General features: G+C 67.8%; 27 protein-coding genes and 1 tRNA gene. 18 read left to right on the top strand and 10 right to left on the bottom strand.

Features of this window, described 5'->3' with window-relative positions:
* Positions 1 to 10: 10 nt before the first annotated feature.
* Positions 11 to 466 carry a TM2 domain-containing protein gene (locus FHS94_RS01820; protein WP_184053976.1) on the bottom strand — a complete coding sequence of 152 codons (456 nt, stop codon included), beginning with the start codon at positions 464 to 466 and terminating at the stop codon, positions 11 to 13.
* 59 nt (positions 467 to 525) lie between these two features.
* Here FHS94_RS01820 and nadB point away from each other — a divergent pair, with 59 nt between their 5' ends.
* From nadB to FHS94_RS01805, 3 genes are all read left to right on the top strand, one after another.
* Positions 526 to 2,112 (top strand): L-aspartate oxidase, encoded by a 1,587-nt coding sequence (nadB, locus tag FHS94_RS01815; protein WP_184053973.1) that lies wholly within the window; start codon positions 526 to 528, stop codon positions 2,110 to 2,112.
* A 70-nt stretch (positions 2,113 to 2,182) separates the two neighbouring features.
* Positions 2,183 to 2,698, top strand: coding sequence for a PilZ domain-containing protein (locus FHS94_RS01810; protein WP_184053970.1), 516 nt, complete (start codon positions 2,183 to 2,185; stop codon positions 2,696 to 2,698).
* 74 nt (positions 2,699 to 2,772) lie between these two features.
* Complete coding sequence (locus FHS94_RS01805) at positions 2,773 to 3,225, top strand: DUF983 domain-containing protein (protein WP_184053967.1); 453 nt, start codon at positions 2,773 to 2,775, stop codon at positions 3,223 to 3,225.
* Positions 3,226 to 3,243: 18 nt separating this feature from the next.
* Here FHS94_RS01805 and FHS94_RS01800 read toward each other — a convergent pair whose 3' ends face one another.
* Together FHS94_RS01800 and FHS94_RS01795 are read right to left on the bottom strand one after the other, a co-directional pair.
* Positions 3,244 to 5,025, bottom strand: coding sequence for a thiamine pyrophosphate-requiring protein (locus FHS94_RS01800; RefSeq protein WP_184053964.1), 1,782 nt, complete (start codon positions 5,023 to 5,025; stop codon positions 3,244 to 3,246).
* 67 nt (positions 5,026 to 5,092) lie between these two features.
* Positions 5,093 to 6,301: a cation:proton antiporter gene (locus FHS94_RS01795; RefSeq protein ID WP_343055114.1), complete on the bottom strand. Its 1,209-nt coding sequence runs from the start codon at positions 6,299 to 6,301 to the stop codon at positions 5,093 to 5,095.
* A gap of 128 nt (positions 6,302 to 6,429) precedes the next feature.
* Between FHS94_RS01795 and FHS94_RS01790 the strand changes: the two genes are divergently transcribed.
* The 4 genes from FHS94_RS01790 (at position 6,430) to FHS94_RS01775 (ending at position 11,022) form a co-directional block, all read left to right on the top strand.
* On the top strand, positions 6,430 to 7,587 hold the full coding sequence (locus tag FHS94_RS01790) for a serine hydrolase (protein ID WP_184053961.1): 1,158 nt from the start codon (positions 6,430 to 6,432) through the stop codon (positions 7,585 to 7,587).
* Positions 7,588 to 7,657: 70 nt separating this feature from the next.
* A complete protein-coding gene (locus FHS94_RS01785) occupies positions 7,658 to 7,882 on the top strand; it encodes a hypothetical protein (RefSeq protein ID WP_184053958.1) in 225 nt (74 codons plus the stop codon).
* Positions 7,883 to 7,956: 74 nt separating this feature from the next.
* Complete coding sequence (polA, locus tag FHS94_RS01780; RefSeq protein ID WP_184053955.1) at positions 7,957 to 10,722, top strand: DNA polymerase I; 2,766 nt, start codon at positions 7,957 to 7,959, stop codon at positions 10,720 to 10,722.
* A gap of 60 nt (positions 10,723 to 10,782) precedes the next feature.
* Positions 10,783 to 11,022 (top strand): hypothetical protein, encoded by a 240-nt coding sequence (locus FHS94_RS01775; protein ID WP_221234461.1) that lies wholly within the window; start codon positions 10,783 to 10,785, stop codon positions 11,020 to 11,022.
* 47 nt (positions 11,023 to 11,069) lie between these two features.
* Here the strand turns inward: FHS94_RS01775 and FHS94_RS19095 are convergent, their stop codons facing one another.
* Positions 11,070 to 11,300, bottom strand: a complete 231-nt coding sequence (locus FHS94_RS19095; RefSeq protein WP_221234460.1) for a hypothetical protein — start codon at positions 11,298 to 11,300, stop codon at positions 11,070 to 11,072.
* Between the two features lie 2 nt (positions 11,301 to 11,302).
* Positions 11,303 to 11,611, bottom strand: a complete 309-nt coding sequence (locus FHS94_RS01770; protein WP_184053949.1) for a hypothetical protein — start codon at positions 11,609 to 11,611, stop codon at positions 11,303 to 11,305.
* Positions 11,612 to 11,686: 75 nt separating this feature from the next.
* Here FHS94_RS01770 and FHS94_RS01765 point away from each other — a divergent pair, with 75 nt between their 5' ends.
* Positions 11,687 to 11,953, top strand: a complete 267-nt coding sequence (locus tag FHS94_RS01765) for a DUF1294 domain-containing protein (protein ID WP_184053947.1) — start codon at positions 11,687 to 11,689, stop codon at positions 11,951 to 11,953.
* A 207-nt stretch (positions 11,954 to 12,160) separates the two neighbouring features.
* Complete coding sequence (locus tag FHS94_RS01760) at positions 12,161 to 13,678, top strand: lipopolysaccharide biosynthesis protein (protein WP_184054418.1); 1,518 nt, start codon at positions 12,161 to 12,163, stop codon at positions 13,676 to 13,678.
* Positions 13,679 to 13,682: 4 nt separating this feature from the next.
* Here the strand turns inward: FHS94_RS01760 and purH are convergent, their stop codons facing one another.
* The gene (gene purH / locus FHS94_RS01755; RefSeq protein ID WP_184053944.1) at positions 13,683 to 15,251 is read right to left on the bottom strand and encodes a bifunctional phosphoribosylaminoimidazolecarboxamide formyltransferase/IMP cyclohydrolase; all 1,569 of its coding nucleotides are present in this window, start codon (positions 15,249 to 15,251) and stop codon (positions 13,683 to 13,685) included.
* Positions 15,252 to 15,303: 52 nt separating this feature from the next.
* Positions 15,304 to 15,465: a DUF1674 domain-containing protein gene (locus FHS94_RS01750; RefSeq protein WP_184053941.1), complete on the bottom strand. Its 162-nt coding sequence runs from the start codon at positions 15,463 to 15,465 to the stop codon at positions 15,304 to 15,306.
* A gap of 51 nt (positions 15,466 to 15,516) precedes the next feature.
* On the opposite strand from FHS94_RS01750, the gene FHS94_RS01745 reads away from it, so the two are divergent.
* From FHS94_RS01745 to FHS94_RS01735, 3 genes are read left to right on the top strand one after another with little or no spacing between them, the layout of a single operon-like run.
* A complete protein-coding gene (locus FHS94_RS01745; RefSeq protein ID WP_184053938.1) occupies positions 15,517 to 16,851 on the top strand; it encodes an RsmB/NOP family class I SAM-dependent RNA methyltransferase in 1,335 nt (444 codons plus the stop codon).
* A 40-nt stretch (positions 16,852 to 16,891) separates the two neighbouring features.
* Positions 16,892 to 17,557 (top strand): ribulose-phosphate 3-epimerase, encoded by a 666-nt coding sequence (gene rpe / locus FHS94_RS01740; RefSeq protein WP_184053935.1) that lies wholly within the window; start codon positions 16,892 to 16,894, stop codon positions 17,555 to 17,557.
* Positions 17,554 to 19,290, top strand: a complete 1,737-nt coding sequence (locus tag FHS94_RS01735; protein WP_184053932.1) for a heparinase II/III family protein — start codon at positions 17,554 to 17,556, stop codon at positions 19,288 to 19,290. Before rpe ends, FHS94_RS01735 begins: the two co-directional genes overlap by 4 nt.
* Positions 19,291 to 19,299: 9 nt before the next feature.
* Here the strand turns inward: FHS94_RS01735 and tsaD are convergent, their stop codons facing one another.
* Entirely contained in the window at positions 19,300 to 20,325 is a 1,026-nt protein-coding gene (gene tsaD, locus FHS94_RS01730; RefSeq protein ID WP_184053929.1) for a tRNA (adenosine(37)-N6)-threonylcarbamoyltransferase complex transferase subunit TsaD, read from the bottom strand.
* 70 nt (positions 20,326 to 20,395) lie between these two features.
* Here tsaD and hemC point away from each other — a divergent pair, with 70 nt between their 5' ends.
* From hemC to FHS94_RS01715, 3 genes are read left to right on the top strand one after another with little or no spacing between them, the layout of a single operon-like run.
* Positions 20,396 to 21,325, top strand: a complete 930-nt coding sequence (gene hemC, locus FHS94_RS01725; RefSeq protein WP_184053926.1) for a hydroxymethylbilane synthase — start codon at positions 20,396 to 20,398, stop codon at positions 21,323 to 21,325.
* Positions 21,322 to 21,987 carry a uroporphyrinogen-III synthase gene (locus tag FHS94_RS01720; protein ID WP_184053923.1) on the top strand — a complete coding sequence of 222 codons (666 nt, stop codon included), beginning with the start codon at positions 21,322 to 21,324 and terminating at the stop codon, positions 21,985 to 21,987. Before hemC ends, FHS94_RS01720 begins: the two co-directional genes overlap by 4 nt.
* Positions 21,988 to 22,019: 32 nt before the next feature.
* Positions 22,020 to 22,859 carry a hypothetical protein gene (locus tag FHS94_RS01715; protein WP_184053920.1) on the top strand — a complete coding sequence of 280 codons (840 nt, stop codon included), beginning with the start codon at positions 22,020 to 22,022 and terminating at the stop codon, positions 22,857 to 22,859.
* Positions 22,860 to 22,866: 7 nt separating this feature from the next.
* Here the strand turns inward: FHS94_RS01715 and FHS94_RS01710 are convergent, their stop codons facing one another.
* A complete protein-coding gene (locus FHS94_RS01710) occupies positions 22,867 to 23,667 on the bottom strand; it encodes a DUF72 domain-containing protein (RefSeq protein WP_184053917.1) in 801 nt (266 codons plus the stop codon).
* Between the two features lie 129 nt (positions 23,668 to 23,796).
* Between FHS94_RS01710 and FHS94_RS01705 the strand changes: the two genes are divergently transcribed.
* A complete protein-coding gene (locus FHS94_RS01705) occupies positions 23,797 to 23,997 on the top strand; it encodes a ComEA family DNA-binding protein (RefSeq protein WP_221234459.1) in 201 nt (66 codons plus the stop codon).
* A 105-nt stretch (positions 23,998 to 24,102) separates the two neighbouring features.
* Here the strand turns inward: FHS94_RS01705 and FHS94_RS01700 are convergent.
* Positions 24,103 to 24,177 (bottom strand) — tRNA-Gly (locus tag FHS94_RS01700).
* Between the two features lie 194 nt (positions 24,178 to 24,371).
* Here FHS94_RS01700 and FHS94_RS01695 point away from each other — a divergent pair.
* On the top strand, positions 24,372 to 25,082 hold the full coding sequence (locus tag FHS94_RS01695) for a response regulator (RefSeq protein ID WP_184054414.1): 711 nt from the start codon (positions 24,372 to 24,374) through the stop codon (positions 25,080 to 25,082).
* On the top strand, positions 25,079 to 26,389 hold the full coding sequence (locus FHS94_RS01690) for an ATP-binding protein (RefSeq protein WP_184053914.1): 1,311 nt from the start codon (positions 25,079 to 25,081) through the stop codon (positions 26,387 to 26,389). Before FHS94_RS01695 ends, FHS94_RS01690 begins: the two co-directional genes overlap by 4 nt.
* Positions 26,390 to 26,481: the final 92 nt, after the last annotated feature.

Below are 26,481 nucleotides of genomic sequence, written 5' to 3'. Positions count from 1 at the left end.
CACTACCAGCCTAGTCGTTCCCGAAACGGCGCGCGAAGTCGCGGTCGGACATGACCAGATAGCGGATGGTGTCGACCCAGGACCAGGGCACGGTGATCAGCGTACCGATCACGGTGACCGTCAGCACCAGCATCACGATTCCAGAGCCGGTTCGGCCGAGGTAAAAGCGATGCACGCCCAGCACGCCCAGAAAGAACGCCAGCAATGCGGCGACGATCTTGTTCTTGCTGGTGGTCGGCTCTCGGGGGGCCGCGGGGTACATCTGCGTTGCGACCGGCTGCGCCCCCGGAACCGGAAAGATGCTGAGCGCCCGGCTGTTCTCGGGTTCGAAGTCGACCTGCAGCCCGATCGCCGGCTCGCCGCGATGGGCCCAATCCTCTGGCCGGAACGCATAGCGGCGGCCGTCCTCGCCCGCGATCTGCCCTTCGCCCGCCCGTGTATCCACCCCGAGAATCTGTCCGCGCATGATTGCCTCCCTGCGTCACCTTTTGACAAAGCTGTCGCCGGACGCAATCGCTCGCCGTCATGACCAGCACCACATCGGACGTCCTTGTCATCGGCTCGGGCGCGGCGGGCCTTACTGCGGCACTGAACCTTGCGACGCGCTTCCATGTCACCGTGCTTGCCAAGGGCGCGTTGAACGAAGGATCGACGGCCTGGGCGCAGGGCGGGATCGCCGCGGTGCTGGAACCGGGCGATACGTTCGAGAACCATGTCGGGGACACGATGGTCGCCGGCGCCGGCCTGAACAACCGCGGTGTTGTCGAGTTCGTGGTGGAAAGCGCGCCCGCTGCGATCGAGCGCTTGCAGAAACTTGGCGTGCCATTCGCGACCGAGGGCAACGCGCTGCACCTGACGCGAGAGGGCGGCCATTCGCACCGGCGCATCGTTCACGTCGCGGACGCTACCGGCTGGGCGTTGCAGGAGGCGTTGCAAAAGGCGGCCGAAGCGCACCCCAACATCACGCTGGTACCCGATCAGGTCGCAATCGACCTTGCCACCAGCCGGCACGAGGTGCGCTATTCGGGCGCGGGCCATGTGTGGGGCGTGTATGCGGTTGATCGGCGCAGCGGCCAGGTCAACCTCCACACCGGCCGCGCCACAGTGCTGGCGACAGGTGGGGCGGGGCGCACCTACCTGTTCTCCACTGCCCCGCGCGGTGCGACCGGGGACGGCATCGCCATGGCATGGCGTGCGGGTGCGCGGGTGTCGAACATGGAATTCATGCAATTCCACCCGACCTGCCTGTACAATCTCCAGGTCAAGAATTTCCTGATCACCGAAGCCGTGCGTGGCGAGGGCGGGCGGCTGATCAACCCGGTGACGGGCAAGCGCTTCATGGAATCCTACGATCCCGAACGGCTGGAGCTCGCGCCGCGTGACGTGGTCGCCCGCGCGATCGACGCGGAGATCAAGCGCTATGGCCTCGACCATGTCCATCTCGACATCAGCCACATGCCGCCCGACTTCGTCCGGGCGCATTTCCCGAACATCCATGACAAGCTGATCGGGCTGGGGATCGACATGACCAGCCAGCCGATCCCGGTCGTCCCCGCGCAGCATTATACCTGTGGCGGCGTGGTGATCGATCGCGGCGGGCGTACCGACCTGCCCGGCCTGTACGCCGCGGGTGAATGCACCCAGTCGGGGCTGCATGGTGCCAACCGGCTCGCATCGAATTCGCTGCTTGAATGCTTCGTGTTCGGAGAAGCCGCCGCGCGCAGCATCGCAGAAGCGTGGGACGACCTGCCGCCGCCCCCTGCCATTCGCCCCTGGGATGAAAGCCGCGTCACCGATTCGGACGAGGAGGTGGTGATCCAGCAGAACTGGACCGAAATTCGCCGCTTCATGTGGAATTATGTCGGCATCGTGCGCACCACCAAGCGCCTTCAGCGCGCCGCCAGCCGCATCAAGCTGATGACGGAGGAGGTCGCCGACTATTACGGCCATTTCCGCGTCACGCCCGACCTGATCGAGCTGCGGAACCTGCTCCAGACCGCGGACCTGATCGTCAGGTCGGCCCTGCATCGCCACGAAAGCCGCGGGCTTCACTATACGCTCGATTATCCCGACACGGCTCCCGATCCGGTCGATACGGTTCTGGTTCCGTAAGCAACGCTAACCTTTCGTTGCGAACATGACGTTAGCCGTCCCGGTCGATGGGCTGGCGGGCGACCTTTAGATGCTGACGACGTTGATGCCGTCGGGCCTGCGCCCGCGCGAACCGCGCACCCGGGTGGTGGTGCCCTGCCGCCTGAACCTGAAAGGCATCTGGTCGGACGGTTGCATCCACAACCTGTCGTCCCGCGGCCTGCTGATCGCGTCCGACAACCCGCCGCCGCTGGGCAGCTATGTCGATATCCGGCGCGGCTCACTCGTCATCATCGCGCGGGTCGCGTGGAAACGGGACCGCTTCTTTGGCGTGCGGACCCAGGACCGCATCAGCGTTGAATCGCTGATCAGCGAGCCGCGCCGCGCCAGTGCACCCGCCGGATCAGCCGAGCGTCGCGCGCAGGCACGCCACATGGCAGACGCCGCGGTTGCGCGGCGCATCGAGCGCCACCGCCGATTGTCTTCCCTGTTCCAGTACGACTCAATCGCGAGCGTCGCAGCGGCCGCGGCCGTGTTCGGCGCCATCGAAATCCACGATTTCCTGTCGCGCTCTCTCGACCCGATCCGCACCGCGCTGGGTGGCTGACCATTCGCGTACGGCCGTCGCCATTCCTAACCCATGCGAGTTGACGCGCCGGCCCCCGCGCCTACTGAACCCGCATGGAGCCCGACACGCCAGAACGGCCACCGCTCGATACCGGCAAGGCCAAGTTCCGCTGGATCATGGAAAGCGGCTGGAAGGGCCTGTGCCCCCGCTGCGGCAAGGGCCACATGTTCAAATCGTGGCTGAAGATCGCCGATCGGTGCGAGGTGTGCGGCCTCGACTACCGCTTCGCGGCACCTGACGACGGCCCCGCCTTTTTCTCGCTCTGCATCGTCGCCTTCCCGCTCGCCTTCATCGTGGTGTGGATTCAGGTGAAGTTCGACCCGCCCTGGTGGGTGCACCTGTTCACGTCGCTGCCGATCATGCTGCTCGGCTGCCTGTTGCCGCTGCGCCCGCTCAAGGGGTGGCTGGTCGCCTCCCAATTCGTGAACCGCGCGCAGGAAGCGGGAACGGACGCGCTCTGGTCGCGGCTGCGGGGCAGCGAGGGCGACGACTTCGACCAGCGCTGAGAGGGGCCGGCGCGGTCATCACCCGGTCACTTCCTTGGCCAGCTGGCGGAACGTCTCCTTCAACATATGCCCGGCACCCTCGTCATGCGCCATCGACGTCATGAAGGCCTTGGCTTCCTTGATCGTCAGGTGCGGCGGCAGCGGCGCGACCTCGGGGTCGCATTTCACCTCCAGGATCACAGGCCTGTCGGCACTCAGCGCCTCGGCCCATGCGCCCGCCAGCTTGTCGGGATCGTCGACATAGATGCCCTTGAGCCCGATCATTTCGGCAAAGCGCGCATAAGGCACGTTGGGCAGGTCCTGCGTGGTCGCGAAGCGGGGGTTGCCCTCCATCACCCGCTGTTCCCACGTCACCTCGTTCAGATCCTCGTTGTTGAACACACAGACCACGAAGCGCGGATCGGCCCAGCGCTCCCAATATTTCTGCACCGTGATCATCTCGGCAAGGTTGTTCATCTGCATCGCGCCGTCACCGACCAACGCCACCACGGGCCGGGTCGGATGCGCGAACTTGGCCGCGATCGCATAGGGCACCGCCGCGCCCATAGACGCGAGCCCGCCCGACAAGCTGCCGCGCTGCCCGCGCTTTACCTGCCAGTCGCGTGCATACCAGTTGCAGCAGCTACCCGAATCGGAGGTGACGATGGCGTCGTCGGGCAGCAGGGGCGACATTTCGAACACGATGCGCTGCGGGTTGACCGGGTTTGCGGCTGCCATGGCGCGCTCCCGGATTGTCTCGCGCCAGCTGTCCATCTCGCGCGCGATCTTGTTCTGCCAGTCGCGGTCGGCCTTGCGTTCGAGCAGCGGCAGCAGCGCTTCCAGCGTTTCGCGCGCGCCGCCGTGCAGGTTCACCTCCACCGGATAGCGCAGCCCCAGCATGGCGGCGTCGATGTCGATCTGCACTGCCCGCGCGGCGCCGTCCTGGGGCAGGAACTCCGCCCAGGGAAAGCCGGTGCCGATCATCAACAGCGTGTCGCAGCCCTGCATCAGGTCCCATGACGGCTTGGTGCCGAGCAACCCGATCGCGCCGGTGACAAAGGGCAGGTCATCGGGCAGCACGTCCTTGCCCAGCAGCGCCTTGGCGACGCCCGCGCCCAGCCGCTCGGCCGCCGCCACCACCTCGTCCGCCGCGTCCCGCGCGCCCGCACCGATCAGGATCGCGACCTTTTCCCCCGCGTTCAGCACCTCCGCCGCGCGGATCAGGTCCGCTTCGTACGGAATCACGCGCGGGCGGGTGTAGCCGGGGCCGGAGCGGGTGTAGCCGTGCTCGACGGGCGGTTGCTCCATCGCCTCGTCCTGCACGTCCTTGGGCAGCACGATTGCGGCGACCGTGTTGCCCGACAGCGCCACACGAAAGCCGCGGTCGACGACATGGCGGGTCTGCGCGGGCTTGGCGACCTCCTGAACGTAACCCGCGACGTCGGAGAACAGCCGGTCGAGGTTCAATTCCTGCTGGTAGTTTGAGCCGCGCGAGCTCGTCTCCGCCTGGCCGGCGATCGCGTACACGGGAACATGGTCCAGCTTGGCGTCATACAGCCCGGTGATCAGATGCGTCGCGCCCGGCCCGCCGGTCGACAGGCAGACCCCGATCTCGCCGGTGAACTTGGCATGGGCCGTCGCCATGAAGGCGGCCATCTCCTCATGACGGACCTGGATGAAGTCGATGCCCTCACCCTTTTTCTCGGCCCGTTGCAGCGCGCCCAGCACGCCGTTGATGCCGTCACCTGAATAGCCGAAGATGCGGGTCACGCCCCACGCCTTCAGCCGTTCGACAAAGAAGTCGCTGGTGAGCTTGGCCATGACAACGGATCCTCGATTGCGCTGGTCGGGCCACAACGGCGCAACAGGCGCGCTTGTTGCCCCGGCCCTAATTCTCTCCCGCAATCAGGCCCAGCCGTCGCACGAGCCAGGACATGCTGATCCCCTGCACCACGATGGAAAAGGCGACCACGGCAAAGGCGACGGCGATGATCTCGCCCCGCTCCGCCACGCTTTCGGGTAACGCCAGCGCCAGCGCCAGGGCAAGCGCGCCGCGCAACCCTCCCCAGAACAGGACATGCTTGTACGCCCAGGGCACCGCCAGGCGGGTTCGCGCAAAAGCGAGCATCAGCGGGTACACCGCCACGGCCCGCCCCGCGAGCGACAGCACGACCGCCAGCCCCGCCGCGGCCAGCACCGCCCCGATCTGCACGCCTGCCTCCTGCCCGCCGATCAGCAGAAAGATGAGCGAGTTGACCAGAAAGGCGACAAACTCCCAGTGATTGAGCACGCCCGAGCGACCGCTGTCGCTGATCGAGCCGAGAAATCCGTAATTGCCGACCACCATGCCGGCGGTCAGCGTCGCGATCACCCCCGACGCGCCCAGATGCTCGGCTAGGATGAAGGAGCCATAAGCGATCAACATGGTCAGCGTGACCTCCACCAACCGGTCGGTGGTCCGCCCCGCGATCACCACCAGCGCGATGGACACCGCCGCGCCGCACGCCACCCCGCCCAACACCGTGCCGACCAGCCGGAGCGCAATGTCACCCGGACCCGCGCTTCCGCCCGTTGCGATGGCGAGCAGCACTGCGAAACCGACCGCGGCGGTGCCGTCATTGAGCAGGCTTTCAGCCTCCACCAAGAGGTGCAACCGCCGGTCGACATGGGTTTGCTTGAACATCGCGATCACCGACACGGGATCGGTCGCGGCGATCAGCACCCCGAACAGCCCCGCCCCGATCCAACTCCACCCGGCCAGCCAGTGCATGCCGCCCGCCACCACGGCGGCGGCCAGCACGACGCCGATCGTGACCAGCACGGACAGCAGCGGCAACTCGCGCCGGAACGGCTTCCAGGGGATCTGGATCGCCGCCTCGAAGACCAGCGGCGGCAGGAAGATGAAGAAGATCAGGTCGCGGCTGAGCGGCGGAACCCTGCCCGGGGCCAACAACGCGATACCCAGCCCCGCGGCCACCAACCCGACGCTGTAGGGCAGGCGCACGCGCCGCGTGATCATGGCCACCAGAGCCGCGACCAGCAACAACATGCCGAGAACCGGAAAGTCGACGCCGGTCGGTAAATCAAGGTCTTGCACCGGCCCCCCGCTTATCACATCTCGTCGTATCAGCGACGGCGCTCGTCGCAACCGGCGCCAACAGCGATTGTTTTCGTGGCTCCCGCCGGCTCACAAGCGTGAACCGTTCGGGGGCGTTTCTACACCGCATGTCGCATCGTAAGATCTTCAAATTCACGAGCGCCGCTATCGTTGCCACGGCACTTGTAGCGTGCGGCACTACCTCGCGTCCCGGCCCGAGCGCGGTTGCGCCTGATCGGGAGACCGCGCCTGTTGTTTCGATCCCGCTGCCGCCCGTCGCGGCGCGACCGGTTCGCCCCGCCCCCACCGCGCTCGAAAACACGATCAGGCAGCTCGCCGCCGGCTTTGAAGGTCGCGCCGGCATCGCGATCCGCGCAGTGGACGAAGGCTGGACGGTGGAGTCCAATGGTCGCCAGCTCGAACCGCAGCAATCAGTGTCCAAGCTGTGGGTCGCGCTGACCCTGCTCGACATGCGCGATCAGGGCCGCGCCCGACTGGACGACCCCATTGTCGTGCGCGCCGAGGATTTGACGCTGTTTCACCAGCCCATCGCCTTTCTGGCGGTAAAGGGTGACGGATTTCACACCACGGTTGGCGACCTGCTGACCCGCGCGCTGACCCATAGCGACAACACCGCCAACGACCGGCTGCTCCATTATGTTGGTGGGCCGGACGCGGTGCGCGCCTTTATCGCGCGCAAGCAGTTGGGCGACATTCGCTTTGGCCCGGGCGAGCGCTTGCTCCAGTCGCGCACCGCGGGGCTGAATTGGCAGCCTTCCTTTGCGATCGGCAATTCCTTCGAGATCGCGCGGTCGCGCCTGCCGATGGCGCAGCGGATCGCGGCACTCGACGCTTACACCCGCGATCCGCCCGACGGCGCAGCGCCCCTGTCGATTGCGGATGCGCTGGCCCGTTTGGCCCGCGGCGAGTTGCTGAGTGAAACTTCCACCCGAATCATGCTCGATACAATGGGGGCGTCGGTCACCGGTCGTGCCCGCTTGCGCTCGGCGCTGCCGTCGGGGTGGAAGATCGCGCACAAGACAGGGACGGGCCAGGACCTTGGCCGTCGCAATGCCGGGTTCAACGATGTCGGGCTGCTGACCGCGCCTGACGGCCGCCGCTATGCGATCGCGGTGATGATCGGCGATTCCACTCGTCCGATCGGTGAGCGGCAGGCGCTGATCCGCAACGTGGCAGCGGCGGTGGCGAGCTATGCCGGCGGCAACGGCGGCGGCGCCCGCTCCACGCTGACGCTCACCGATTTCGGCACTGCCGAGGGCGATTAGAACCAATACGGCCCTTGCTCGTTTAGCGCGACGCGCCCCGTCACCCGGCGGGGCCGAGGGAGCGTTCATCATGACCACCACCACCGCAACCGACACCACCGTCACCCCGACGGACACCGCTGCCCGTCCGGGCCTGTCCACCCAGATCAGCGATTTCGCGCGCAAGAACATGGGCCAGGCTGGCCCGCTCGCCGACAAGGCGAAGGGATTCGCCAAGCAGCGCCCGGCTGCCACTGCCACGCTGGTCGGCGTTGTCGGCCTCGCGATCCTGAACACGCTGCGCGGTCGCCGGTAATCCGCCCTACTCCCCCGCCGGCGCGACCGGCGGGGGGCTGATTAACACTCGGCGATCCGCTACACCCCTGCCCGATGCCTCATCTCTATCTTGTCGACGGCTCGGGCTATATCTTCCGCGCCTATCACCGCCTGCCGCCGCTCACCAACAAGCATGGTGAGCCCGTTGGCGCGGTTTATGGCTATACCACCATGTTGTGGAAGCTGGCCGACGACCTGCACAAGGCGGACGGGCCGACCCACATGGCGGTGATCCTGGACAAATCGTCCAAGACGTTCCGCAACGAGCTTTACGACCAGTACAAGGCGCACCGGCCACCGCCGCCCGAGGACCTGGTCCCGCAATTCCCGATGATCCGCGACGCGACCCGCGCCTTTTCGCTCCCCTGCCTGGAGGAGGAAGGGCTGGAAGCGGACGACATCATCGCCTGTTACGCCAAGGCGGCGCTGGCGCAGGGGTGGCAGGTCACGATCGTGTCGGGTGACAAGGACCTGATGCAGCTGATCGAGGATGGCAGCCTCGACATGCTCGACACCATGAACAACCGCCGCCTCGGTCGCGCCTATGTCGAGGAGAAGTTCGGCGTTGGCCCGGAGAAGCTGGGCGATGTGCTGGCGTTGATGGGCGACGCGGTCGACAACGTGCCGGGCGTTCCCGGCGTCGGGCCGAAAACCGCGGCCAAGCTGATCAACGAGCATGGCGACCTGGAAGCCGTGCTCGCCGCCGCGCCGGGGATGAAAGCGGGCAAGCTGCGCGACAACCTGATCGAGCACGCCGACGCTGCACGCCTGTCGCGCACCCTTGTGACCCTGGAATGCAACAAGCCGTTGCCCGAGCCGCTGGAAGAACTGGAGCTAAAGGGGATTCCTGACGCGCCGCTGCGCGCGTTCCTGGAGCATCACGGCTTCAAGTCGCTGCTGACCAAGCTTGGCCAGGTCGCTGACGCGCCGGTGCCCGAGCCGACCAGCGTGCCCCATCAGGAGGATCCGCCCTGCGACCATGACGGCTATGAAACCGTGACGGCGCTTGCCGACCTCGATCGCTGGATCAACGACGCCCGGCACCAGGGCTGGATCGCCATCGATACGGAAACGACGGGCAAGGACCCGATGCGGTGCGATCTGGTGGGCATCAGCATGGCGCTGCAACCGAACCGCGCCTGTTACGTCCCCCTGGCCCACACCGGCATTGGCGGTGGCACCGACCTTTTGTCGGAGCGGCCCGTCCAGCTCGACCGCGACGAGGCGCTGGCCCGGCTGAAGCCGCTGCTGGAGGACGATGCCGTCCTGAAGATCGGCCACAACCTGAAATACGACCTGATCGTGCTCGGCCGGCTGGGGCTGACCGTCGCGCCCTATGATGACACGATCGTGATGAGCTTTGACCTCGACGCCGGGCTGCACGGCCACGGCATGGACGAACTCGCCGCGACGCACCTGTCGCACAGCTGCATCGCGTTCAAGGACGTGATCGGCGTCGGCAAGACGCAGCGCGGGTTCCACGAAGTCGATCTCAACGCGGCCACCCGCTACGCTGCGGAGGATGCTGACGTGACGCTGAGGCTGTGGCGCCGCTTCAAGCCGCGCCTGCCCGCCGAGCGATCGACGCAGGTCTACGAAACGGTGGACCGCCCGCTGGTTGCCGTGATCGCCGGCATGGAGCGCCAGGGCATCAAGGTCGACCGCGAACGCCTGTCCGCGCTGTCCAAGCAATTCGAAGGGCAGATCGCGGAGGCCGAGGTGGAGGTGCATCGCCTGGCGGGTGGTCCCTTCACGATCGGCAGCCCCAAGCAGCTGGGCGACGTGCTGTTCGAGCGGCTTGGGCTGAAGGGCGGGCGCAAGGGCAAGTCGGGCGTGTATTCGACGGACGTTACTGAACTCGAACGCATCGCGCGCGAGGGCGGGCCGGGTAGCGAGATCGTGAGCAAGGTACTCGACTGGCGTCAGCTGACCAAGCTCAAGAACACCTATACCGACGCGTTGCAGGAGCAGATCAACCCCGAGACGGGCCGGGTTCACACCAGCTACAGCCTGACCGGCGCGCAGACCGGGCGCCTGTCCTCGACCGACCCAAATCTCCAGAACATCCCGATCCGCACCGAGACCGGCCGGCAGATCCGCGATGCGTTCGTGGCGGAGCCGGGCAACGTCATCCTGGCCGCAGATTATTCGCAGATAGAGTTGCGGCTGGCGGCACACATGGCCGACGTGCCGCAGCTTCGTGACGCCTTCGCACGTGGGGACGACATTCACAGCCTGACCGCGCAGGAGTTGTTCGGCACCGTCGACCGCGACACGCGCAGCCGTGCCAAGACGATCAACTTCGCCATCCTGTACGGCATCAGCCGTTGGGGCCTGGCCGGCCGGCTGGAGGTTAGCGCCGACGAAGCGCAGTCGATGATCGACCGCTATTTCGAACGCTTTCCGGGCATCAACCGCTACATGGCGGAAACGCTGACCCAGGTACGCGAGCGCGGCTTCACCACCACGCTGTTCGGTCGCAAGACCCACTTCCCGCGCATCAAGAGCCGCAACCAGGGCGAACGGCAGGGGGCTGAGCGCGCCGCCATCAACGCGCCGATCCAGGGCACCAGCGCGGACATCATCAAGCGAGCGATGGCCCGCATGAATCCGGCGCTCGCCGAGGCGGGCCTGGGCCATGTCCGCATGCTGCTGCAGGTTCATGACGAACTCGTCTTTGAGCTACCGCAAGCGGACGTGGAGCGTGCCAAGCCGGTCATCGAACGTGTGATGGCCACCGCCGCCGAACCCGCAATAACGCTGACGGTCCCGTTGGGCGTCGAGATTGGCACCGGCCCTAGTTGGGGCGCCGCACACTGAGTGACCCTCAACCGGTGACGCGGAGGCCTGCGCGAGGATGCAGTGGAGCAAGGAATGCAGGTGAAAAGGACGACGATCGTCAGGGCAGAGGCGGTGCTGTGGGTCGGCGGTGCGCTGGCAATCCCGCTATGGAGCGAGTTTCATGAGCCAGGACGGCAGCTCTGGAACGTCATGCTTGCCGCGTTCCTTATCGCGGTCGTGATGGCTGCGTATTTCGGTCTGCGGCACCTGCAACGAACCGGGACGCAAATTGGCGAGGCGCGCTTTGTCACCAAGCGGCCGGATAAAGATGACGGCTGATTACCAGGCTGAGGTTTTCGCGTTCCGGCCGGGGCTTGGAAAAACCCCTACCAAGGGCATGGCACCTGCCATCGTAGCGGCCTGAGCAAGCGCGCGGCGCCGTTGGGCGCGCGCTCGATCAGAAGCGTGACGCACTCCCGATTGGGCTCTACGCGGTCAAAGACAGCGTCGTCCACGCGCAGCTTCATTGTTTGATTGTTGAACGGGGTTGCCAGGTCAGCCTCGTAGAAGGGGCGTCCCTTGCCGCGGATGCCGCGGTTCTTCCCAACGAGGAGCACGGTCAGCTGCTCCTCCTCGCCTCCGCTCCGAAGCTGATCGCCTCGTTCAGTTGGCTACCGAGCTTGGGCAGGCCGAAGCAGAGAAGCAGCGGCAGCATGATCCAGAGCGCGACGCGTCCCAGGCGTCCGGCGGAAGTGCCGGGAACGCTGGTGATGCGGTTTGCCGCCCAGAGACCCATAGCGATGCCCAGCAGCCCGAAGGGCCAGTCGAGATCAGGGCCGGGGTCGATGAGCAGCGGGGTACGGTCCAGGAACATGGCCGAAAGACCAAACGCAAACAGCGCGATCAGGAAGGCGCCGATGGTCTGCACGTGGCTGAAGGCGAGGTTCGATGTCACAGGCGGGCGATGCACCTTGCGCTAATATCTGTGGATTAGGGCTTGTCCATGGTCGCCGCTGCGCTTTCCTGGCTGGTGTTCGTGAACGGCTGGACGGTGGTTCGGTTCTGGCAGGACACGCGACGGGCGATAGCCCGCCAGCGCCGGGTGCCAGAGGCCGACCTGCTGTGGCTGGCCCTTATCGGTGGGTCGCCGGGGGCCTTTGCGGCGCGTCAGCTGTTCCGCCACAAGACGCGCAAGGAGCCGTTCTCGACCCGGTTGATGCTGATCGCGGCCGTGCAGGTCGGCGCAGGGACAATCCTTCTTCTGTTCTGACAAAGGCGATGCGCCGATTGTGCGAGCTTCGTCCGCTGGGCAAGGCACGGGCCGCCTTCGTCATCGGGTGACCAACACGACGCGTCGAGTTCGCTGTCCTACAGGGGCCCAAATGTGCAAAAGCGGGGCAATGGCCATTTCCGCCCTCCTTTTCTCCAGCGCATTTGCCGACCCGATGCCCCACTCTCCGACGTCGGCCATCTGCCGATGACCGAGCAGCAGCAGGACATCGCGACGCTCGCCAAGGGCGGGCGCACCAATATAGCAGGGTTCGTTCTGCGCCTGGCCGCGCGCATCCCGTTCCTGTTCATTGCCGGGCGCCTGTACGGCCCTGACCTGGTCGGACGCTTCGCGATCGCCGTGGTGGTTGTGGAGCTTGCCGCGCTGCTGGCGACGCTGGGGCTGAAGCGCGGGCTGGCGCAGGCCTTGTCAAAGGCGGACCGGCCGCATGTCTGCGTCGCCTGGGACGCGATGGCGGTGGCGCTGGTCGCGTCGCTGACGGCGAGCGCGGTGCTGATCACCTTTCCGGAGATCATGTACCCCAATTCGGCCATTGTCGGCCTGGATCGCTGGTTGCCGTGCATCATTATCGCCAGCGCCTGGTCCGACGTCAGCCTGGCCGCGCTTGCCTATCGCCTCGACGTGAAGGCGACGGTGCGGGCGCGGGCGATCGTGGAGCCCTGGACCATCTCCATCGCCGCCTGGGCATTCTCCTTTTACTCGATCCGGGACGGGCTGGTGCTGTCCTATGTCGCGTCCATGCTGGCGGCGCTGATCGCAAGCCTGGTGCCGTTCGTGCGCAGCTACGGCATGCCGCGGGGCTGGTCGCCGCAGGTACGGCCCTTGTTCGCGCTCGCCCGCGCCAATGCGCCGCTCGCCGGTGCCGATGCACTGGAATGGGGCAGCCGCAACGTCGACCGCTTCATCCTGGGCGTGATGTTCGCGCCCAAGATCGTCGGCATCTATTACATGGCGCAGCAGGTCGCGTCCCTGCCGCAAAAGCTGAAAACCAGCTTTGACCCGATCCTGGGGCCAGTCATCACCGACAGCCTGGCGCGAAACGATCGCGCGGCGGTCGCGAACCAGGTACGGCAGGTCGCGTTCTGGATCATGGCCGCGCAAGGATGCCTGGCGCTGATGGGCTCCATTCCGGGTGAGGCCGTGATGGGCGTGGTCGGGCCGCAATTCGTGGCGGGCACGGCCGCGCTGGCGTTCCTGCTGACCGCGGAAGTGCTGGCCTCTGCCGGCGCAGTGAGTGAATCGGCGCTGGTCTATGTGGCGCGCATGCGGAACCTGCTGATCTCGGCGGCGATGCTAGCCTTTCAGGTCGGTTTCAGCTTTTTCCTGATCTTTGCCATGCGCTGGGCAGGCTGGCCGCCCAATTACCAGGCGGCTGGGCCGGCGATTGCGCTGATGACCTCTGTCGGGCTCACCTCGCTGATCAAGGCGCGGGTACTGGGGCGGCTGCTCTCGGCGTCGGTCAACCCGCTGCGCTGGCCGCTGGTATGGGCGGCGCTGGCGGCGATCCTTGTCGGATCCGCCTTTACCGCCCTGCCGAAGGAGCTCGAATGGCTGGAACTGGCGGGTGGCGAGCCGGCCATCGCCGCGACGTACCTGTTCGTGCTGTGGCGCTGGGCGTTCGGGCCCGCTGACCGGGCGCTGTTCGGGTCGATGCCCAAGGCGGACGAGGCGACCCTGCCGAAACAGGGAGCGCCCGTCGCCTGACCGATTAGTGGCGGAAGTGGCGCATGCCGGTGAAGACCATGGCGAGACCCGCCTGATCGGCCACGGCGATCACTTCCTCATCCCGGATCGACCCGCCCGGCTGGATCACCGCGGTCGCCCCGGCCTCCACCGCCGCCAGCAAGCCGTCGGCGAAGGGGAAGAAAGCGTCCGACGCGACGGCGGAGCCGACGGTGTGCGGCGTCCCCCAGCCTGCCTTGTCCGCGGCGTCCTTTGCCTTCCAGGCGGCGATGCGCGCCGATTCGAGCCGGTTCATCTGCCCCGCACCAACGCCGGCGGTGGCGCCATCCTTGGCATAGACGATGGCGTTCGACTTGACGTGCTTGGCGACCGTCCAGGCAAAGCGGCAGTCGGCCAGCTCCTGTGCCGTTGGCTGCCGCTTTGTGACGACACGCAGCATGTCGTCGGTGAGGACGCCATTGTCGCGCCCCTGCACGAGCCAGCCGCCCGCGATCGACTTGGCCGACAGGCCATCGCGGGTCGGGTCGGGTAGTTCGCCGGTCAGCAGCAAGCGCAGGTTCTTCTTGGCCGCGAACACCGCAAGCGCCGCTTCGTCAGCGTCGGGGGCGACGACCACTTCGGTGAAGATGCCGGCGATGGCGCGCGCGGTTGCTTCGTCGAGCGGGCGGTTCACCGCGACGATGCCGCCAAAGGCCGACACGGTGTCGCAAGCAAAGGCGGAGGCGTATGCCGCCTCTAACGTCGCTCCGCTGGCGACGCCGCACGGATTGGCGTGCTTGACGATGACGCAGGTCGGCTCCGCATCGCGGAACTCGGCCACCAGTTCCAGCGCGGCATCGGCATCGTTGAGATTGTTGTAGCTAAGCTCCTTGCCCTGCACCTGCCGCGCCTGACCGATGCCGCGCACGCCGTCGTTTCCAGTGTAGAAGGCCGCGGCCTGATGCGGGTTCTCACCATAACGAAGCTCGCCCGCGCGGCGCAGCGCGAGCGGCAGGGTGGCGGGAAAGCGCTGCCCCTGGTCGACCTGACCGAACCAGCGCGCGATGGCGCCGTCATAGGCGGCGGTCGCCGCGAACGCCTTGGCCGCAAAACCGCGCCGTTCGTCCAGCGTCGTTTCGCCACGGGCCACCACCGCATAATCGGCGGGATCGGTGACGATGGCGACATAAGCGTGGTTCTTGGCGGCAGAGCGCACCATGGACGGGCCGCCAATGTCGATATTCTCGATCACCGTGTCGCGATCGGCCCCGCGCGCGACCGTCGCCTCGAACGGGTAAAGGTTGACGACCACCAGATCGATCGCACCGATGCCATGTTCGGCCATGGCGGCCGCGTGTTCGGGATCGTCGCGCACCGCCAACAGACCGCCATGAACGGTCGGGTGCAGCGTCTTGACGCGGCCGTCCATCATTTCGGGAAAGCCGGTCAGCTCCGCCACGTCGAGCACGGTCAGGCCAGCATCGCGCAGCGCCTTTGCCGTGCCACCGGTGGAGACGAGCTCTACCCCCTTGTCGGCGAGCGTGCGGGCGAGATCGACCACCCCCGTCTTGTCGGACACGGACAACAGGGCGCGGCGGATGGGGATGCTGGTCATGGCCCGCGCCTTTACCCGCACAGGACGGGTGCGAACAGGGGGCTGCCGCGCGTCAGAAGTCGATCGCGATGCCCTTTTGCTCCCAATCGCCATAGCGGACGGGATCGGTGCCGAGCGGGTCGACCGGTGGACGCGGGCGGTCCTCCGGCTGGGGCACGGGCTTGTTCTTGCTGAGGTAAGCGGGCGGCTTCAGGTTCGGGGGGCGCTGACCCATGATCACAGGCTCCGTTGCGCGAGGGACACTTCACCGCCACATCGGGCTGACATGTCCCATCCGCAAGATGCCCGCCGTCCCGCCAAACGCGACACCGCCCCCCGCCGGCCTGCCGACCCGCTCGGCACCCCTGCCCGCCGCGCCGCGCTGCGGCTGCTCGACGCGGTGTTGCGCCGGGGAGAGGCGCTGGAGGCGGCGTTGCCGGCGGCGACACGCGCGGTGCATGGGCCCGACGGCGGGCTGGCCCATGCGATCGCGGCGGAAGCACTGCGGCGGCTCGGCGACCTGGACGCGCTGATCGACGGCGCCACACGGCAACGCCTGCCCGACGATGCAAAGGCGCGCATGGCGCTGCGCATCGCGCTGGCGCAGACGCTGGCGCTCGGCACCCCGCCGCACGCCGCGATCGCGACAGTGCTGCCGCTGGTCGATGGCGGTCCGCGCAAGCTGGTGCACGGGGTGTTCGGGACGGTGATGCGCGCCGGTGCCACGCTGCCCGAAGCGGCGACATTGCCGGAGGCGGTGGCCGAACGCTGGCACGCGGCATGGGGCGAGGAGATGGTCGCGGCGGCCGCCCTGTCGCTCGCCACCCAGCCGCCGACGGACCTCAGTCTTGCTGATGCCAGCGCGACCGAGGAATGGGCTGGCCGGCTGTCCGGCACGAGCCTGGCGACCGGAAGCGTGCGGCTGGCGAGCGGGCATGCGCCCGTACCCGAGCTGCCCGGCTTTGCCGAGGGTGGCTGGTGGGTACAGGACCTTTCCGCGTCCCTGCCCGCCCGTCTGCTGGCGGACGTGGGCGGCTCCACGATCGACCTGTGTGCGGCACCCGGAGGCAAGACGCTGCAACTGGCGGCATCGGGCAAGGCGGTGACGGCCGTCGATGTCTCCAAAAGTCGTCTGGCGCGACTTCGCGACAACCTGACGCGGACGGGACTGTCCGCCACGGTGGTCACCGCCGACGTGCTGGAGTGGGCTCCCGCGGAGCCTATCGATGCCGTGCTGGTCGATGCGCCATGCAGCGCGACCGGGATCTTTCGCCGCCACCCCGATGTGCTCTACCGCGCCCATGCGGGCATCGTCGCCGAGATGGCGGAACTGCAGGCGAGGATCCTGGCGCGTGCGGCCGACTGGGTGCGCCCGGGTGGCGTCATGGTATTCGCGACCTGCTCGCTGGAGCCTGAGGAGGGGGAGGAGCAGCTCGACGCGTTCCTGGCGGCCCGGCCCGATTATCGGCTCGACAAGATCACCGATCGCGTGCCCGAGGCGCTGCAAGTCGCCATCCGGACGCGGGGCGATGGCGAGCACCTGCGCACCCTGCCGGGCATGTTGGCGGACAAGGGTGGGTGCGACGGGTTCTTTATCGCGCGCCTTACTCGCGTCGGCTGACTTGCCGGAGCGCAGGGGACTGTTACACGTTCCACCGTCCATGCCCGCCAAGCCCGTCCGCATCGCCCCATCCATCCTGTCCGCTGACTTCGCCCGGCTGGGTGAGGAGGTGCGCGCGATCGATGCCGCGGGCGCGGACTGGATCCACATCGATGTCATGGACGGGCACTTCGTCCCGAACATCTCGTTGGGGCCGGCCATCGTGAAGGCGATCCGGCCGTTCACGACCAAGCCATTCGACGTCCACCTGATGATTTCGCCGGTTGACGCGTACCTCGATGCCTTCGCGCAAGCAGGGGCGGACACGATTATCGTTCACCCGGAGGCGGGGCCGCACATCCACCGTACGCTTGGCCACATCAAGTCGCTGGGCAAGCGCGCGGGCGTGGTGCTGAATCCGGGCACGCCGGCCAAGATGCTCGACTATCTGCTGGACCTGGTCGACCAGGTGCTGGTGATGAGCGTCAATCCCGGCTTCGGGGGCCAGCACTTCATCGAGTCCCAGCTCAAGAAGATTTCAGCCATCCGGACGATGATCGACAAGACGGGGCGCGACATCGACCTGGAGGTGGACGGCGGCATCGACCCCGATAGCGCCGCCCGCTGCATCGAGGCGGGCGCGGATGCGCTGGTGGCGGGCACTGCCGTGTTCCGTGGCGGCCCCGACCATTACGCCGAGGCGATCGCCGCATTGAGGGCTGGATGAGCGACTTCGAAGGCGAACTGCCGGCGCCCGATACAATCGACGAGGGTCGGCGCCTTGTCCGGCTGGGCGGGGACAAGGGGCTGAGCCTTGCCGAGCGGCTGATCGAGCGCTTTCACAAGCTGACCTGGCGTACCCCGCTCCACTCACTGAGGCTGCGCGGTCGCTACCCGCTGAAACTCCAGGCCGTGCCGGATGATCCGGTGGTTGGCGATGTGGCGCGCGGGCAAGCGCTGCTGAACGGCGAGATGCTGTTTCGCGGTGAGCGCCACGCCATCGACACGCTGGACCTGTCCGACCCGAAGATCGGCCGGGCCTTTGCCGAATACGCCCATAGCTTCGCCTGGCTGCGCGACCTGTCCACCGTGACCACGCGAGCGATCGGTGCATCGATTGCCGAACTGATCATGTCGCGCTGGCTGGATACCTATGCCGACACGGTCGCCGGGATGGCCTGGCGGCCCGACCTTTGGGGCAGGCGCATCCTGTTCTGGACAGCGCACGCGCCATTGATCCTGTCGTCCGGCGACCTGGTGTACCGGTCCAAAGTGCTGAACGCCCTGGCGCGGGGTGCAAGGCACCTTGATCGCAGTTCCGACAAGGCGCCGGCCGGCGCCGCGCGGATCGCCGCTTGGTGCGGGGTGGTTGCTGCGGGCCTGCTGATCCCGGGCGGGGAGCCGAGGGTCGAGTTCGGCGAAGCGGGCCTGCAACGCGCGATCGGCAGCGGGCAATCGGATGACGGGGGAAGCGTGTCGCGCAGCCCCGCCATGCTGCTGGACGTGATCGCGTTGCTGGCGATGCTACGCGAAACCTATGCCGCGCGCCGGCTGGAACTGCCGCCGGTCCTGGCGACATCGCTGACCAAGGCGGTGGGCGCATTGCTGGGCGTCACCCATGGCGACCGGGCCTTGTCGAGCTGGCAGGGCGGCGGCCCGGTCGGGGCAGCGGAGGTGGCGGCAGTGATCGAGGCGAGCGGCGTGCGCACCCGTCCGCTCCGCCAGGCTCGCGATTGGGGTTATCAGCGGCTTGCGGCTGGCAGCGCCGTGCTGATCATCGACGCCGCCCCGCCGCCGGTCGCGCGAGTCGTGGAGGGCGGTTGCGCCTCCACGCTTGCGTTCGAGTTTTCCGACGGTGCATCGCGATTGATCGTCAACTGCGGCGGCGCAAGGGCGGCGGTGGCGCAGTTGCCCCCGGCGATTGCAGAAGCGCTGCGGACCACGGCCGCACATTCGACGCTGGTGATGGCGGATTCGAATTCCACCGCGATCCATCTCGACGGCACACTTGGCCGCGGCGTGGCGGAGGTCGAGCTGTCGCGGCTGGAGAGCGAAAGCGGCAGTCGGATCGACGCCAGCCATGACGGCTATGCCCGTCGCTGGGGCTTTGCCCATCGTCGCCAGCTGATGCTGACGAGCGATGGCCGTGAATTGCGGGGGGAGGATCAGCTGCTGCCCTCCGGTCGGCGGCGCCGGGTCGGAACGGTGCCCTTCGCGGTCCGCTTTCATCTGGGCGAGGGCCTGGAGGCGTCGCCCACCGCCGATGGGCTTGCCGCGATACTCCGGTTGCCCGGCGGCATGTTGTGGCAGTTCCGGTGTCGTGGCGGCGCGCTGACGGTGGAGAGCAGCTTGTGGATCGACGCTGCCGGGCGGCCGGTCCCGACCCAGCAGCTGGTCGTCGTCGGTGAAGCGGCGTCGGGTGGAGCGAGCGTCAGCTGGGCATTGAAGCGCGCGGCCTGACCGGCGCGCCTACGCCTTTACCCCTGCCCCGCGTACCGCCTCAGCATCAGGGTCGAGTGGCCAGCGCGCCCTTGCGGGCACGTCCAGGGGATCGGTCATCCCCGCCGCGAAACGCTCCGCGCCCGCCCAGGCGATCATGGCCGCGTTGTCGGTGCAGAGCCATCCGGGCGGCGCGACAAACCGCAGGTCACGCTCATGCGCCAGCGCCTCCAGCGCGGTCCGAACCGCGCCATTCGCGGCCACTCCGCCAGCGACCACCAGCGCGCTGACCGGGCCAGCAGCAGCCAGCGCGCGGCGGGTGCGGTCGATCAGGCATTCCACCACTGCCGCCTGGAACGAGGCAGCGATGTCCTCCATCGCATGGTGGCCGACGGCGCGCACAACCGCGCTCTTCAGGCCGGCGAAGGAGAAATGCGGCTCGGCCGAGCCCTTCAGCGGGCGGGGGAGCGGCACCGCTGCCGGGTTGCCCGCCGCAGCGGCTCGTTCAACGGCGGGCCCGCCCGGATAGCCAAGCCCGAGCGCCTTTGCTGTCTTGTCAAAGGCTTCGCCCGCCGCATCGTCGATCGTGGTGGCGAGGCGGCGATAGCGCCCGACGCCCTCGACCAGCAGCAACTGGCAATGCCCGCCCGACACCAGCAGCAACAGATAGGGAAAGGCGAGCGCAGGGTCGGCAAGCCGTGGGCTGAGCGCGTGCCCTTCCAGGTGATTGACCGCAAGGAGCGGCTTTCCCGCGGCATGGGCCAGCGCCTTTCCGGTCACCAGCCCCACCATGACGCCACCGATCAGCCCCGGCCCGGCGGTGGCGGCGATCGCATCCACATCCGCCAATGAAACGCCCGCTTCGGCCAGGGCGGCGGCGATCAGTGGCTCCAGCGCTTCGACGTGCGCGCGCGCCGCGATTTCCGGCACAACACCGCCATAGGGCGCGTGCGCCGCCTCCTGTCCCGCCAGCTTGTGCGCGAGCACGCGCCGGTCATCGGTAACCAGCGCCGCCGCGGTTTCGTCGCAGGAAGATTCGAGGCCGAGGATGAGCATAGGCGCCCCTACCGCGTCGCCTTGCGCTTGTCGAAGGGCGCGCATGGTCCGATAGGCGGCGTAACAGGCTATGGAAGAAGGCAGGGCAGTGCGGTTCAGACTTGGCACTCGCGGTTCGCCGCTCGCGCTGGCGCAGGCGGCCATGGTGCGCGACGCCCTGTGCACGGCGCATGGCTGGGCCGAGGACGCCATCGAGACGGTGGTGATCCGCACCACTGGCGACCGGGTACAGGACCGCGCGCTGGCCGAGATCGGCGGCAAGGCGCTGTGGACCAAGGAACTGGACCGCGCGCTGCTGGCGGGTGAGGTCGACGCTTGTGTGCACTCGATGAAGGACGTGGAAACGGTGCGCCCCGACAGCATTCGGCTGGCCGGCACCCTGCCCCGCGCGGATGTGCGCGACCGGCTGATCGGGGCGCCATCAATCGACGCGCTGCCAAAAGGCGCGCGGATCGGATCGAGTTCGCCGCGCCGGCGCGCGCAGCTGCTCAGCCATCGTGCGGATCTGGACGTCGTGTTGTTTCGCGGCAATGTCGACACGCGGCTCGGCAAGCTTGCGGCCGGCGAGGTGGACGCGACCCTGCTGGCCGCGGCGGGTCTCGACCGGCTTGGCCGCAACGGCGTTGGCAGCGCGGTGCCGATCGACGTCATGCTGCCAGCGCCCGCCCAGGGCGCTGTCGGCATCGAAGTGCGCCGCGACGACGATGCCGCAACACGCCCGCTTGCCGGGGTCAGCCACGAGGCGACGTTCCGTTGTGTGCTGGCCGAGCGGGCGCTGCTCGCCGCATTGCGCGCGGATTGCCATTCGCCGGTTGGGGCGCTTGCCACCATTACCGCCTCTGGCACCCTGCAACTGACGGCCGAACTGCTCGATGAGGATGGCACGGAGCGGGTCACAGGCAGCCATGAGGGGCAGGATCCCGCTAGTGTCGGGCAGGCGCTTGCGGCCGACCTGCTGGGCCGCGCCCCGGCCGGGGTCAGGCGATTGTTCAACGGGTGAGCCGCGAGGCGTTGGTCCTGCGGCCCGAACCGGGCAACGCGCGCACGTCGGATGCGCTGCGGCAAGCGGGCTGGATTGCGCACTGCCTGCCGCTGTTCGAGGTGATGGCGCTGCCCTGGGCTGTGCCCGATCCCACCAGGTACGACGCACTGCTGCTGACCAGTGCCAACGCAGTGCGGCATGGGGGGAGCGGCCTTGACCAGTTGCGGACCTTGCCCGTCGTGGCGGTGGGACAGGCCACGGCGGCCGCTGCCCGTGATGCGAGGTTTCGCGTCACAATTGTCGGCAGCAGTGGGGTGACGGCGGCGGTGGCTGCCGCGGGTTCCATGAAGCGATTGCTCCACCTGGGCGGGCGGCACCATGTTTCGGTGCCGGGCGTGGACGCGCTTGCGGTCTACACCAGCGAAGCCGTGGCTGTTCCGGCAGGAGCGCTGGCAGGCTACGACGCGCCCACGGCCTTGCTCCATTCGGTACGGGCGGCCGAACGGCTGGAACACCTGGCGGCGCGTGACGGGGTGGCGCGGAGCGCGTGGTGCATTGCCGCCCTGTCCCCTGCGATCGCCAAGGCCGCAGGAGAAGGCTGGGGCCGAATACAGGTCGCACAGAAGCCGAGCGATGCCGCGTTGCTCGCATTGCTGCGCCGGGATGGGCGCGCGGATTGACCCCGCCAGATGGGGCGAGGATAAGCAGCCATATGAGCGGCCTTCTTTCGACCGACAACGCGCGCACGCGCGTCCGCTGGGCCTGGATCGGCGCGGTGCTGCTGCTCACCTTCGTTGCGGGCCTGGCAACCGCGCGCTTCGCCATGGACCGCGTTGCGTGGCTGCGGCCTGCGTCCGAAGCCGTACCTGCTCCACGTCAGGCTGCCGTCGCAGTACCGAGCACGTCGCCGGCCCCCTCGCCCCAGACAGCCGCCACGGCTGGAAGCGATCCGGCCACCCTGGCGGCGCGACAGGCGACGTTGGCGGCCGAACTGGCGGCGCTGGAGTCGCGAACAGCCAATTTGTCGCTCAGCGTGGGTCAGGCGGGCGGGCAGGCGACGCGGGCCGAGGCAACGCTGGTCGCCTTTGCCGCGCGGCGCGCGATCGATCGCGGGCTGGGGCTGGGCTATATCGAGCCGCAACTGCGCGCCCGTTTCGGCGGGGTGGAGCCCGGCGCCGTTGCGACGGTGATCGACGCCGCGCACCAGCCGGTCACGCTGGAGGATCTGCGGGTCGGACTGGACGCGATTGCCCCGGACCTGTCGACCGGCACGGCCCGGATGGGGTGGCTGGCAGGGCTGCGGCGCGAGTTGGGCGGCCTGATCGTGCTGCGTCATGCGGCAACGCCGTCACCGCTTCCGGCCGACCGCCTGGCCCGCGCGCGCCGACTGATCGAGGCGGGCCAGGTGGAGGCCGCGCGCGCAGAGGTGCAAAGAATGCCGGGCGCCGGCGATGCGGCGAACTGGCTTGGGGCGGCGGACCGCTACATCGCGGCACGGCGGGCGCTCGACCGGCTTGAGGGCGCTGCCCTGAACGCCCGCACCTCCGGCTGACGAGCGATCAGGCCGGAAGGCCGCCCAGCCGGTCGATCAGCGCCATCGCTCCATGCGGCGCGCGCACCTTTGCCCCGTTGATGAAGAACACGAACGTGTCACGCTCTGCCGCCACCGGCGCATCGGGGGTCACATAGGGCAGGTCCGCAGGCGCCCTGCCCGCCTGCCAGTCCCGCGCAGCGATCGCCCAACGGTGTAGCTGGTCGTCGGTATAGCCCGTGGGCACCTCCTCGACGGCCTGCTCCAGCCGGGCATAGACGAACGGCCCGGTCACGTCGGGGATCGCCGGGTAATCCGCCGAATCGGCATAAACCAGGGCGACACCGGCCGCGCGCGCGATGGCGATGAACTCAGGGTCGCGAAAACTGTCGTGCCGGGCGTGCACCGCGTGGCGTAGCGGCACGCCGGCATGGGATGTGGGCAGCAGCGCCATGAACGCGCGCATGTCATCCGGGTCGAAGCGGCGCGTCGGCATGAACTGCCACAGAATGGGGCCGAGCTTTGGGCCAAGCTCGGTCAGGCCCTGCCCAACAAAGCGTTCGATCGACTCCCCCGCCTCGGCCAGCACCTTGCGGGTGGTGCAATAACGCGACGCTTTTACGGCGAACACGAAGTTGTCGGGCACCGTGTCACGCCAGGTCGCCCAACTCGCCGGCTTGAACGACGAATAATAAGTCCCGTTGATCTCGATCGCGGATAACTGGCGCGAGGCGTACTCCAGCTCACGCTTGTGCGGCCATTTTTCGGGGTAGAAGCTGTTCCGCCAGGGCTCAAACGTCCAGCCACCGATACCGATTCGAATCGTCATGGTCGTTGTCTAGCAGGGAAGCGGTCCAGCGCCGCCACGGCCGGAAGGAGCCCCTGCTTTCGGATTATCTCGCCGCCAGTGAACGTCGGTGCCTCCCGTCGGTTGAAGCCGACCAGGAGAATGGCAAGCATGAGCGAACAGATCACCAATGTGAACACGGCGAGCGCAGCGGAACTGGACGGCGTACCGGCATTGGCCGGCCACGGTTTCGAGATCGTACGCTATCGCGAGGAGCGAGGCGGCTTCACCGACCTGCGCCAACTGGATGAAGTGCCGGGCCTTGCGGGCAAGGTCGACCCGGACGCGCCCGAACTGACGGCCGGCGACTAGCAGCCTGACCGATGACGTTGCAATGATCATGGCAAGGTGTCTTGCCGTGCCGGTGTCCGGGAAGGATCACCGGTACACCATCTGTCAGTGCTGCCTGGCAGCGACTGGAGCGGGCGAAGGGATTCGAACCCTCGACCCCAACCTTGGCAAGGTTGTGCTCTACCCCTGAGCTACGCCCGCTCTGGCGTCTTGGCCCGCACCGGAAGCGGCGCTGGGCTGTTGAGGAGGGGGCCTCTAGCAGCGGGTCCGGGGTGCTGCAAGCCCCGTTTGCAGGAAAACGCGCAGGCTCGCTCAACGGCGTTGATGAAGCTGGCTGGCGCGACACGATGCGGGGTGCGTTGACCGTTCCGGACGCGCGGCCTACCTCCGCCCCCATGACCGCGCCGACCATCCTGCTCGTCGAGGACGACCCCGCTCTTCGTACCCTCACCGCCCGCGCCCTGGGGGAGAACGGATTCGTCGTTCGCCCGGCCTCTGCCGCTCCGGAAATGTGGCTGGCGTTGGAGGCGGGCGCTGTCGACCTGGTGATACTCGACATCATGCTGCCGGGCACGAGCGGCATCGACCTTTGCCGGGCATTGCGCCAGCGCAGCGACGTGCCGATCATCTTCGTGTCGGCCAAGGGCAGCGAAACCGACCGGGTTGTCGGACTGGAATTGGGCGCCGACGATTACATCGCCAAGCCCTTCTCAACCCGCGAGCTGGTGGCCCGCGTCCGCGCGGTGCTGCGCCGCCCGCCGCTGGAAACACGGGCCGGTGGCCGTGAGGAAGGCGTTCTGACCTTTGAAGGCTGGACGGTCAGCCTGCCCCGTCGCGCGCTGACGTCGCCGACCGGGGCCGCCGTCGACCTGACCGGAGCGGAATTCGACCTGCTGGTGGCGCTGTTAGACCATGCCGGCCGCGTGATCGCGCGCGAGCGGTTGATCGAGCTTAGCCGCACGCGCCTGGGCGACAGTTCGGACCGAAGCGTCGACGTGCTGGTCAGCCGGTTGCGGCGCAAGCTGTCGAGCGGTGGCCACCCCGCCCCGATCAGTACCGTCCGCGGCGTTGGTTACATGCTGTCCGCCCCCGTGGAGCGTCGTTGAAGCGCCTCTTGCACCGGCCGGTCGGCCTGCTGGGCCGTGTCGTCGCCATTTTGTTGCTGGCGCTGTTGTTCGAATTCGCGGCGTCCACCCTGCTGTACGAACGCGCGAGCCAGTTCTCCGTCCGTGATGACGAGGCCCGTCGCCTGGCCGAGCATCTGGTGATCAGTCGGCGGCTGGTCGCGGAACAGCCGCCTGGGCAGCGCGCGGATATGGCATCGGAGCTGACCACCACGCGCTACGTCGTCGCGTGGAACGACCGGTTGCCCACCCCTCCCCCGATCGCCCCCGCGCTGGATGCGATGCGCCGGCAGGTGCTTGCCTGGGAGCCGTCGCTGGCGGGGACGGACCTGCGACTGCGGCTGACATCGCCTGGCCGCGGTGCGGTGGTGACGGGTGCATTGCGACTGCCAGATCGCACCTGGCTGTACTTTCGCACGCTGGAGCCAATCACCGACCTGAACCTGGCGGTGGATCGCATCCTGCTCGCCCTGGTGCCCGCCGCGGCCCTGATGGTGCTGGGCGGCACGTTGGTGCGGCGCGCCTTGCTGCCCCTGCGACGGCTTGCCGAGGCGGCGGACCAGGTCGGCAGCGGCGACGAGGTGCCGGTCAAGGAGAATGGCCCGGGCGAGGTGCAGCGGGTGATCGTCGCCTTTAATCGCATGCAGGCGCGAATCAGGCGATTGATCGCCGGACGGACACAAGCGCTGGCAGCCGTCGGCCACGACCTGCGCACCCCACTTGCAAGGTTGAGGCTGCGGGCAGAGGCGATCGATACTCCCGACCTGCGGGGCCAGATTACCCGCGACATCGAGGAAATGGATGCCATGGTCGCATCGCTCCTCGCGTTTCTGGGTGGGGAAAGCGACCCTGAGACGCCGGTGCTACTCGATCTGGCAGTGCTGTGCGCGACGCTGGTCGATGACGCGACCGACCGTGGCTGCGAGGCGAGCTATCACGGTCCCGACCATTGCGAGCACGTCGTTCGCCCGGTCGGGATCAAGCGCGCGCTCACCAACCTGGTCGACAACGCGCTGCACCACGGCGATCACGTGTGGGTGACGCTGGAGCCGAAAGCCGACTCGCTGGAGGTCAGGGTGGAAGACGACGGGCCCGGCATCGCGGAAGACAAGCTGGAGGAGGTGCTTCAGCCCTTTGTCCGCCTGGACGTCGCGCGTACGCGGGACACGGTCGGTTTCGGGCTTGGCCTGCCGATCGTGGTGCAGGCAGTCGCGGCGGAAGGTGGGCAGCTGCGCCTGTCCAACCGGGCGGAGGGCGGGCTGTGCGCGACGATCACCCTCCCGCGCTAAGCGGAAACCATTCGTCACAGTCACGCGGCACCGCAGCAAACTGGCCCTGATATTCGGACGGCTCCAGGCTTCCGTATGGTCGCCTATGCAAG

The organism is Sphingomonas aerophila, assembly GCF_014199305.1.
Lineage (GTDB): Bacteria > Pseudomonadota > Alphaproteobacteria > Sphingomonadales > Sphingomonadaceae > Sphingomonas > Sphingomonas aerophila.
The sequence above is the reverse complement of the archived record's forward strand: the minus strand, read 5'-3'. Positions and strand labels throughout refer to the sequence as shown.

Bases quoted from the DNA above. Each gene is read 5' to 3' on its own strand.
- FHS94_RS01710 (WP_184053917.1), bottom strand. From the start codon at position 23,667: ATGACGATTCGAATCGGTATCGGTGGCTGGACGTTTGAGCCCTGGCGG.
- polA (WP_184053955.1), top strand. From the start codon at position 7,957: ATGCCTCATCTCTATCTTGTCGACGGCTCGGGCTATATCTTCCGCGCC.
- FHS94_RS01765 (WP_184053947.1), top strand. From the start codon at position 11,687: ATGGTCGCCGCTGCGCTTTCCTGGCTGGTGTTCGTGAACGGCTGGACG.
- nadB (WP_184053973.1), top strand. From the start codon at position 526: ATGACCAGCACCACATCGGACGTCCTTGTCATCGGCTCGGGCGCGGCG.
- FHS94_RS01705 (WP_221234459.1), top strand. From the start codon at position 23,797: ATGAGCGAACAGATCACCAATGTGAACACGGCGAGCGCAGCGGAACTG.
- tsaD (WP_184053929.1), bottom strand. From the start codon at position 20,325: ATGCTCATCCTCGGCCTCGAATCTTCCTGCGACGAAACCGCGGCGGCG.
- FHS94_RS01805 (WP_184053967.1), top strand. From the start codon at position 2,773: ATGGAGCCCGACACGCCAGAACGGCCACCGCTCGATACCGGCAAGGCC.
- FHS94_RS01735 (WP_184053932.1), top strand. From the start codon at position 17,554: ATGAGCGACTTCGAAGGCGAACTGCCGGCGCCCGATACAATCGACGAG.
- FHS94_RS01695 (WP_184054414.1), top strand. From the start codon at position 24,372: ATGACCGCGCCGACCATCCTGCTCGTCGAGGACGACCCCGCTCTTCGT.
- hemC (WP_184053926.1), top strand. From the start codon at position 20,396: ATGGAAGAAGGCAGGGCAGTGCGGTTCAGACTTGGCACTCGCGGTTCG.
- FHS94_RS01800 (WP_184053964.1), bottom strand. From the start codon at position 5,025: ATGGCCAAGCTCACCAGCGACTTCTTTGTCGAACGGCTGAAGGCGTGG.
- FHS94_RS01785 (WP_184053958.1), top strand. From the start codon at position 7,658: ATGACCACCACCACCGCAACCGACACCACCGTCACCCCGACGGACACC.
- FHS94_RS01810 (WP_184053970.1), top strand. From the start codon at position 2,183: ATGCTGACGACGTTGATGCCGTCGGGCCTGCGCCCGCGCGAACCGCGC.
- FHS94_RS01820 (WP_184053976.1), bottom strand. From the start codon at position 466: ATGCGCGGACAGATTCTCGGGGTGGATACACGGGCGGGCGAAGGGCAG.
- FHS94_RS01790 (WP_184053961.1), top strand. From the start codon at position 6,430: ATGTCGCATCGTAAGATCTTCAAATTCACGAGCGCCGCTATCGTTGCC.
- purH (WP_184053944.1), bottom strand. From the start codon at position 15,251: ATGACCAGCATCCCCATCCGCCGCGCCCTGTTGTCCGTGTCCGACAAG.
- FHS94_RS01750 (WP_184053941.1), bottom strand. From the start codon at position 15,465: ATGGGTCAGCGCCCCCCGAACCTGAAGCCGCCCGCTTACCTCAGCAAG.
- FHS94_RS01715 (WP_184053920.1), top strand. From the start codon at position 22,020: ATGAGCGGCCTTCTTTCGACCGACAACGCGCGCACGCGCGTCCGCTGG.
- rpe (WP_184053935.1), top strand. From the start codon at position 16,892: ATGCCCGCCAAGCCCGTCCGCATCGCCCCATCCATCCTGTCCGCTGAC.
- FHS94_RS01760 (WP_184054418.1), top strand. From the start codon at position 12,161: ATGACCGAGCAGCAGCAGGACATCGCGACGCTCGCCAAGGGCGGGCGC.
- FHS94_RS01745 (WP_184053938.1), top strand. From the start codon at position 15,517: ATGTCCCATCCGCAAGATGCCCGCCGTCCCGCCAAACGCGACACCGCC.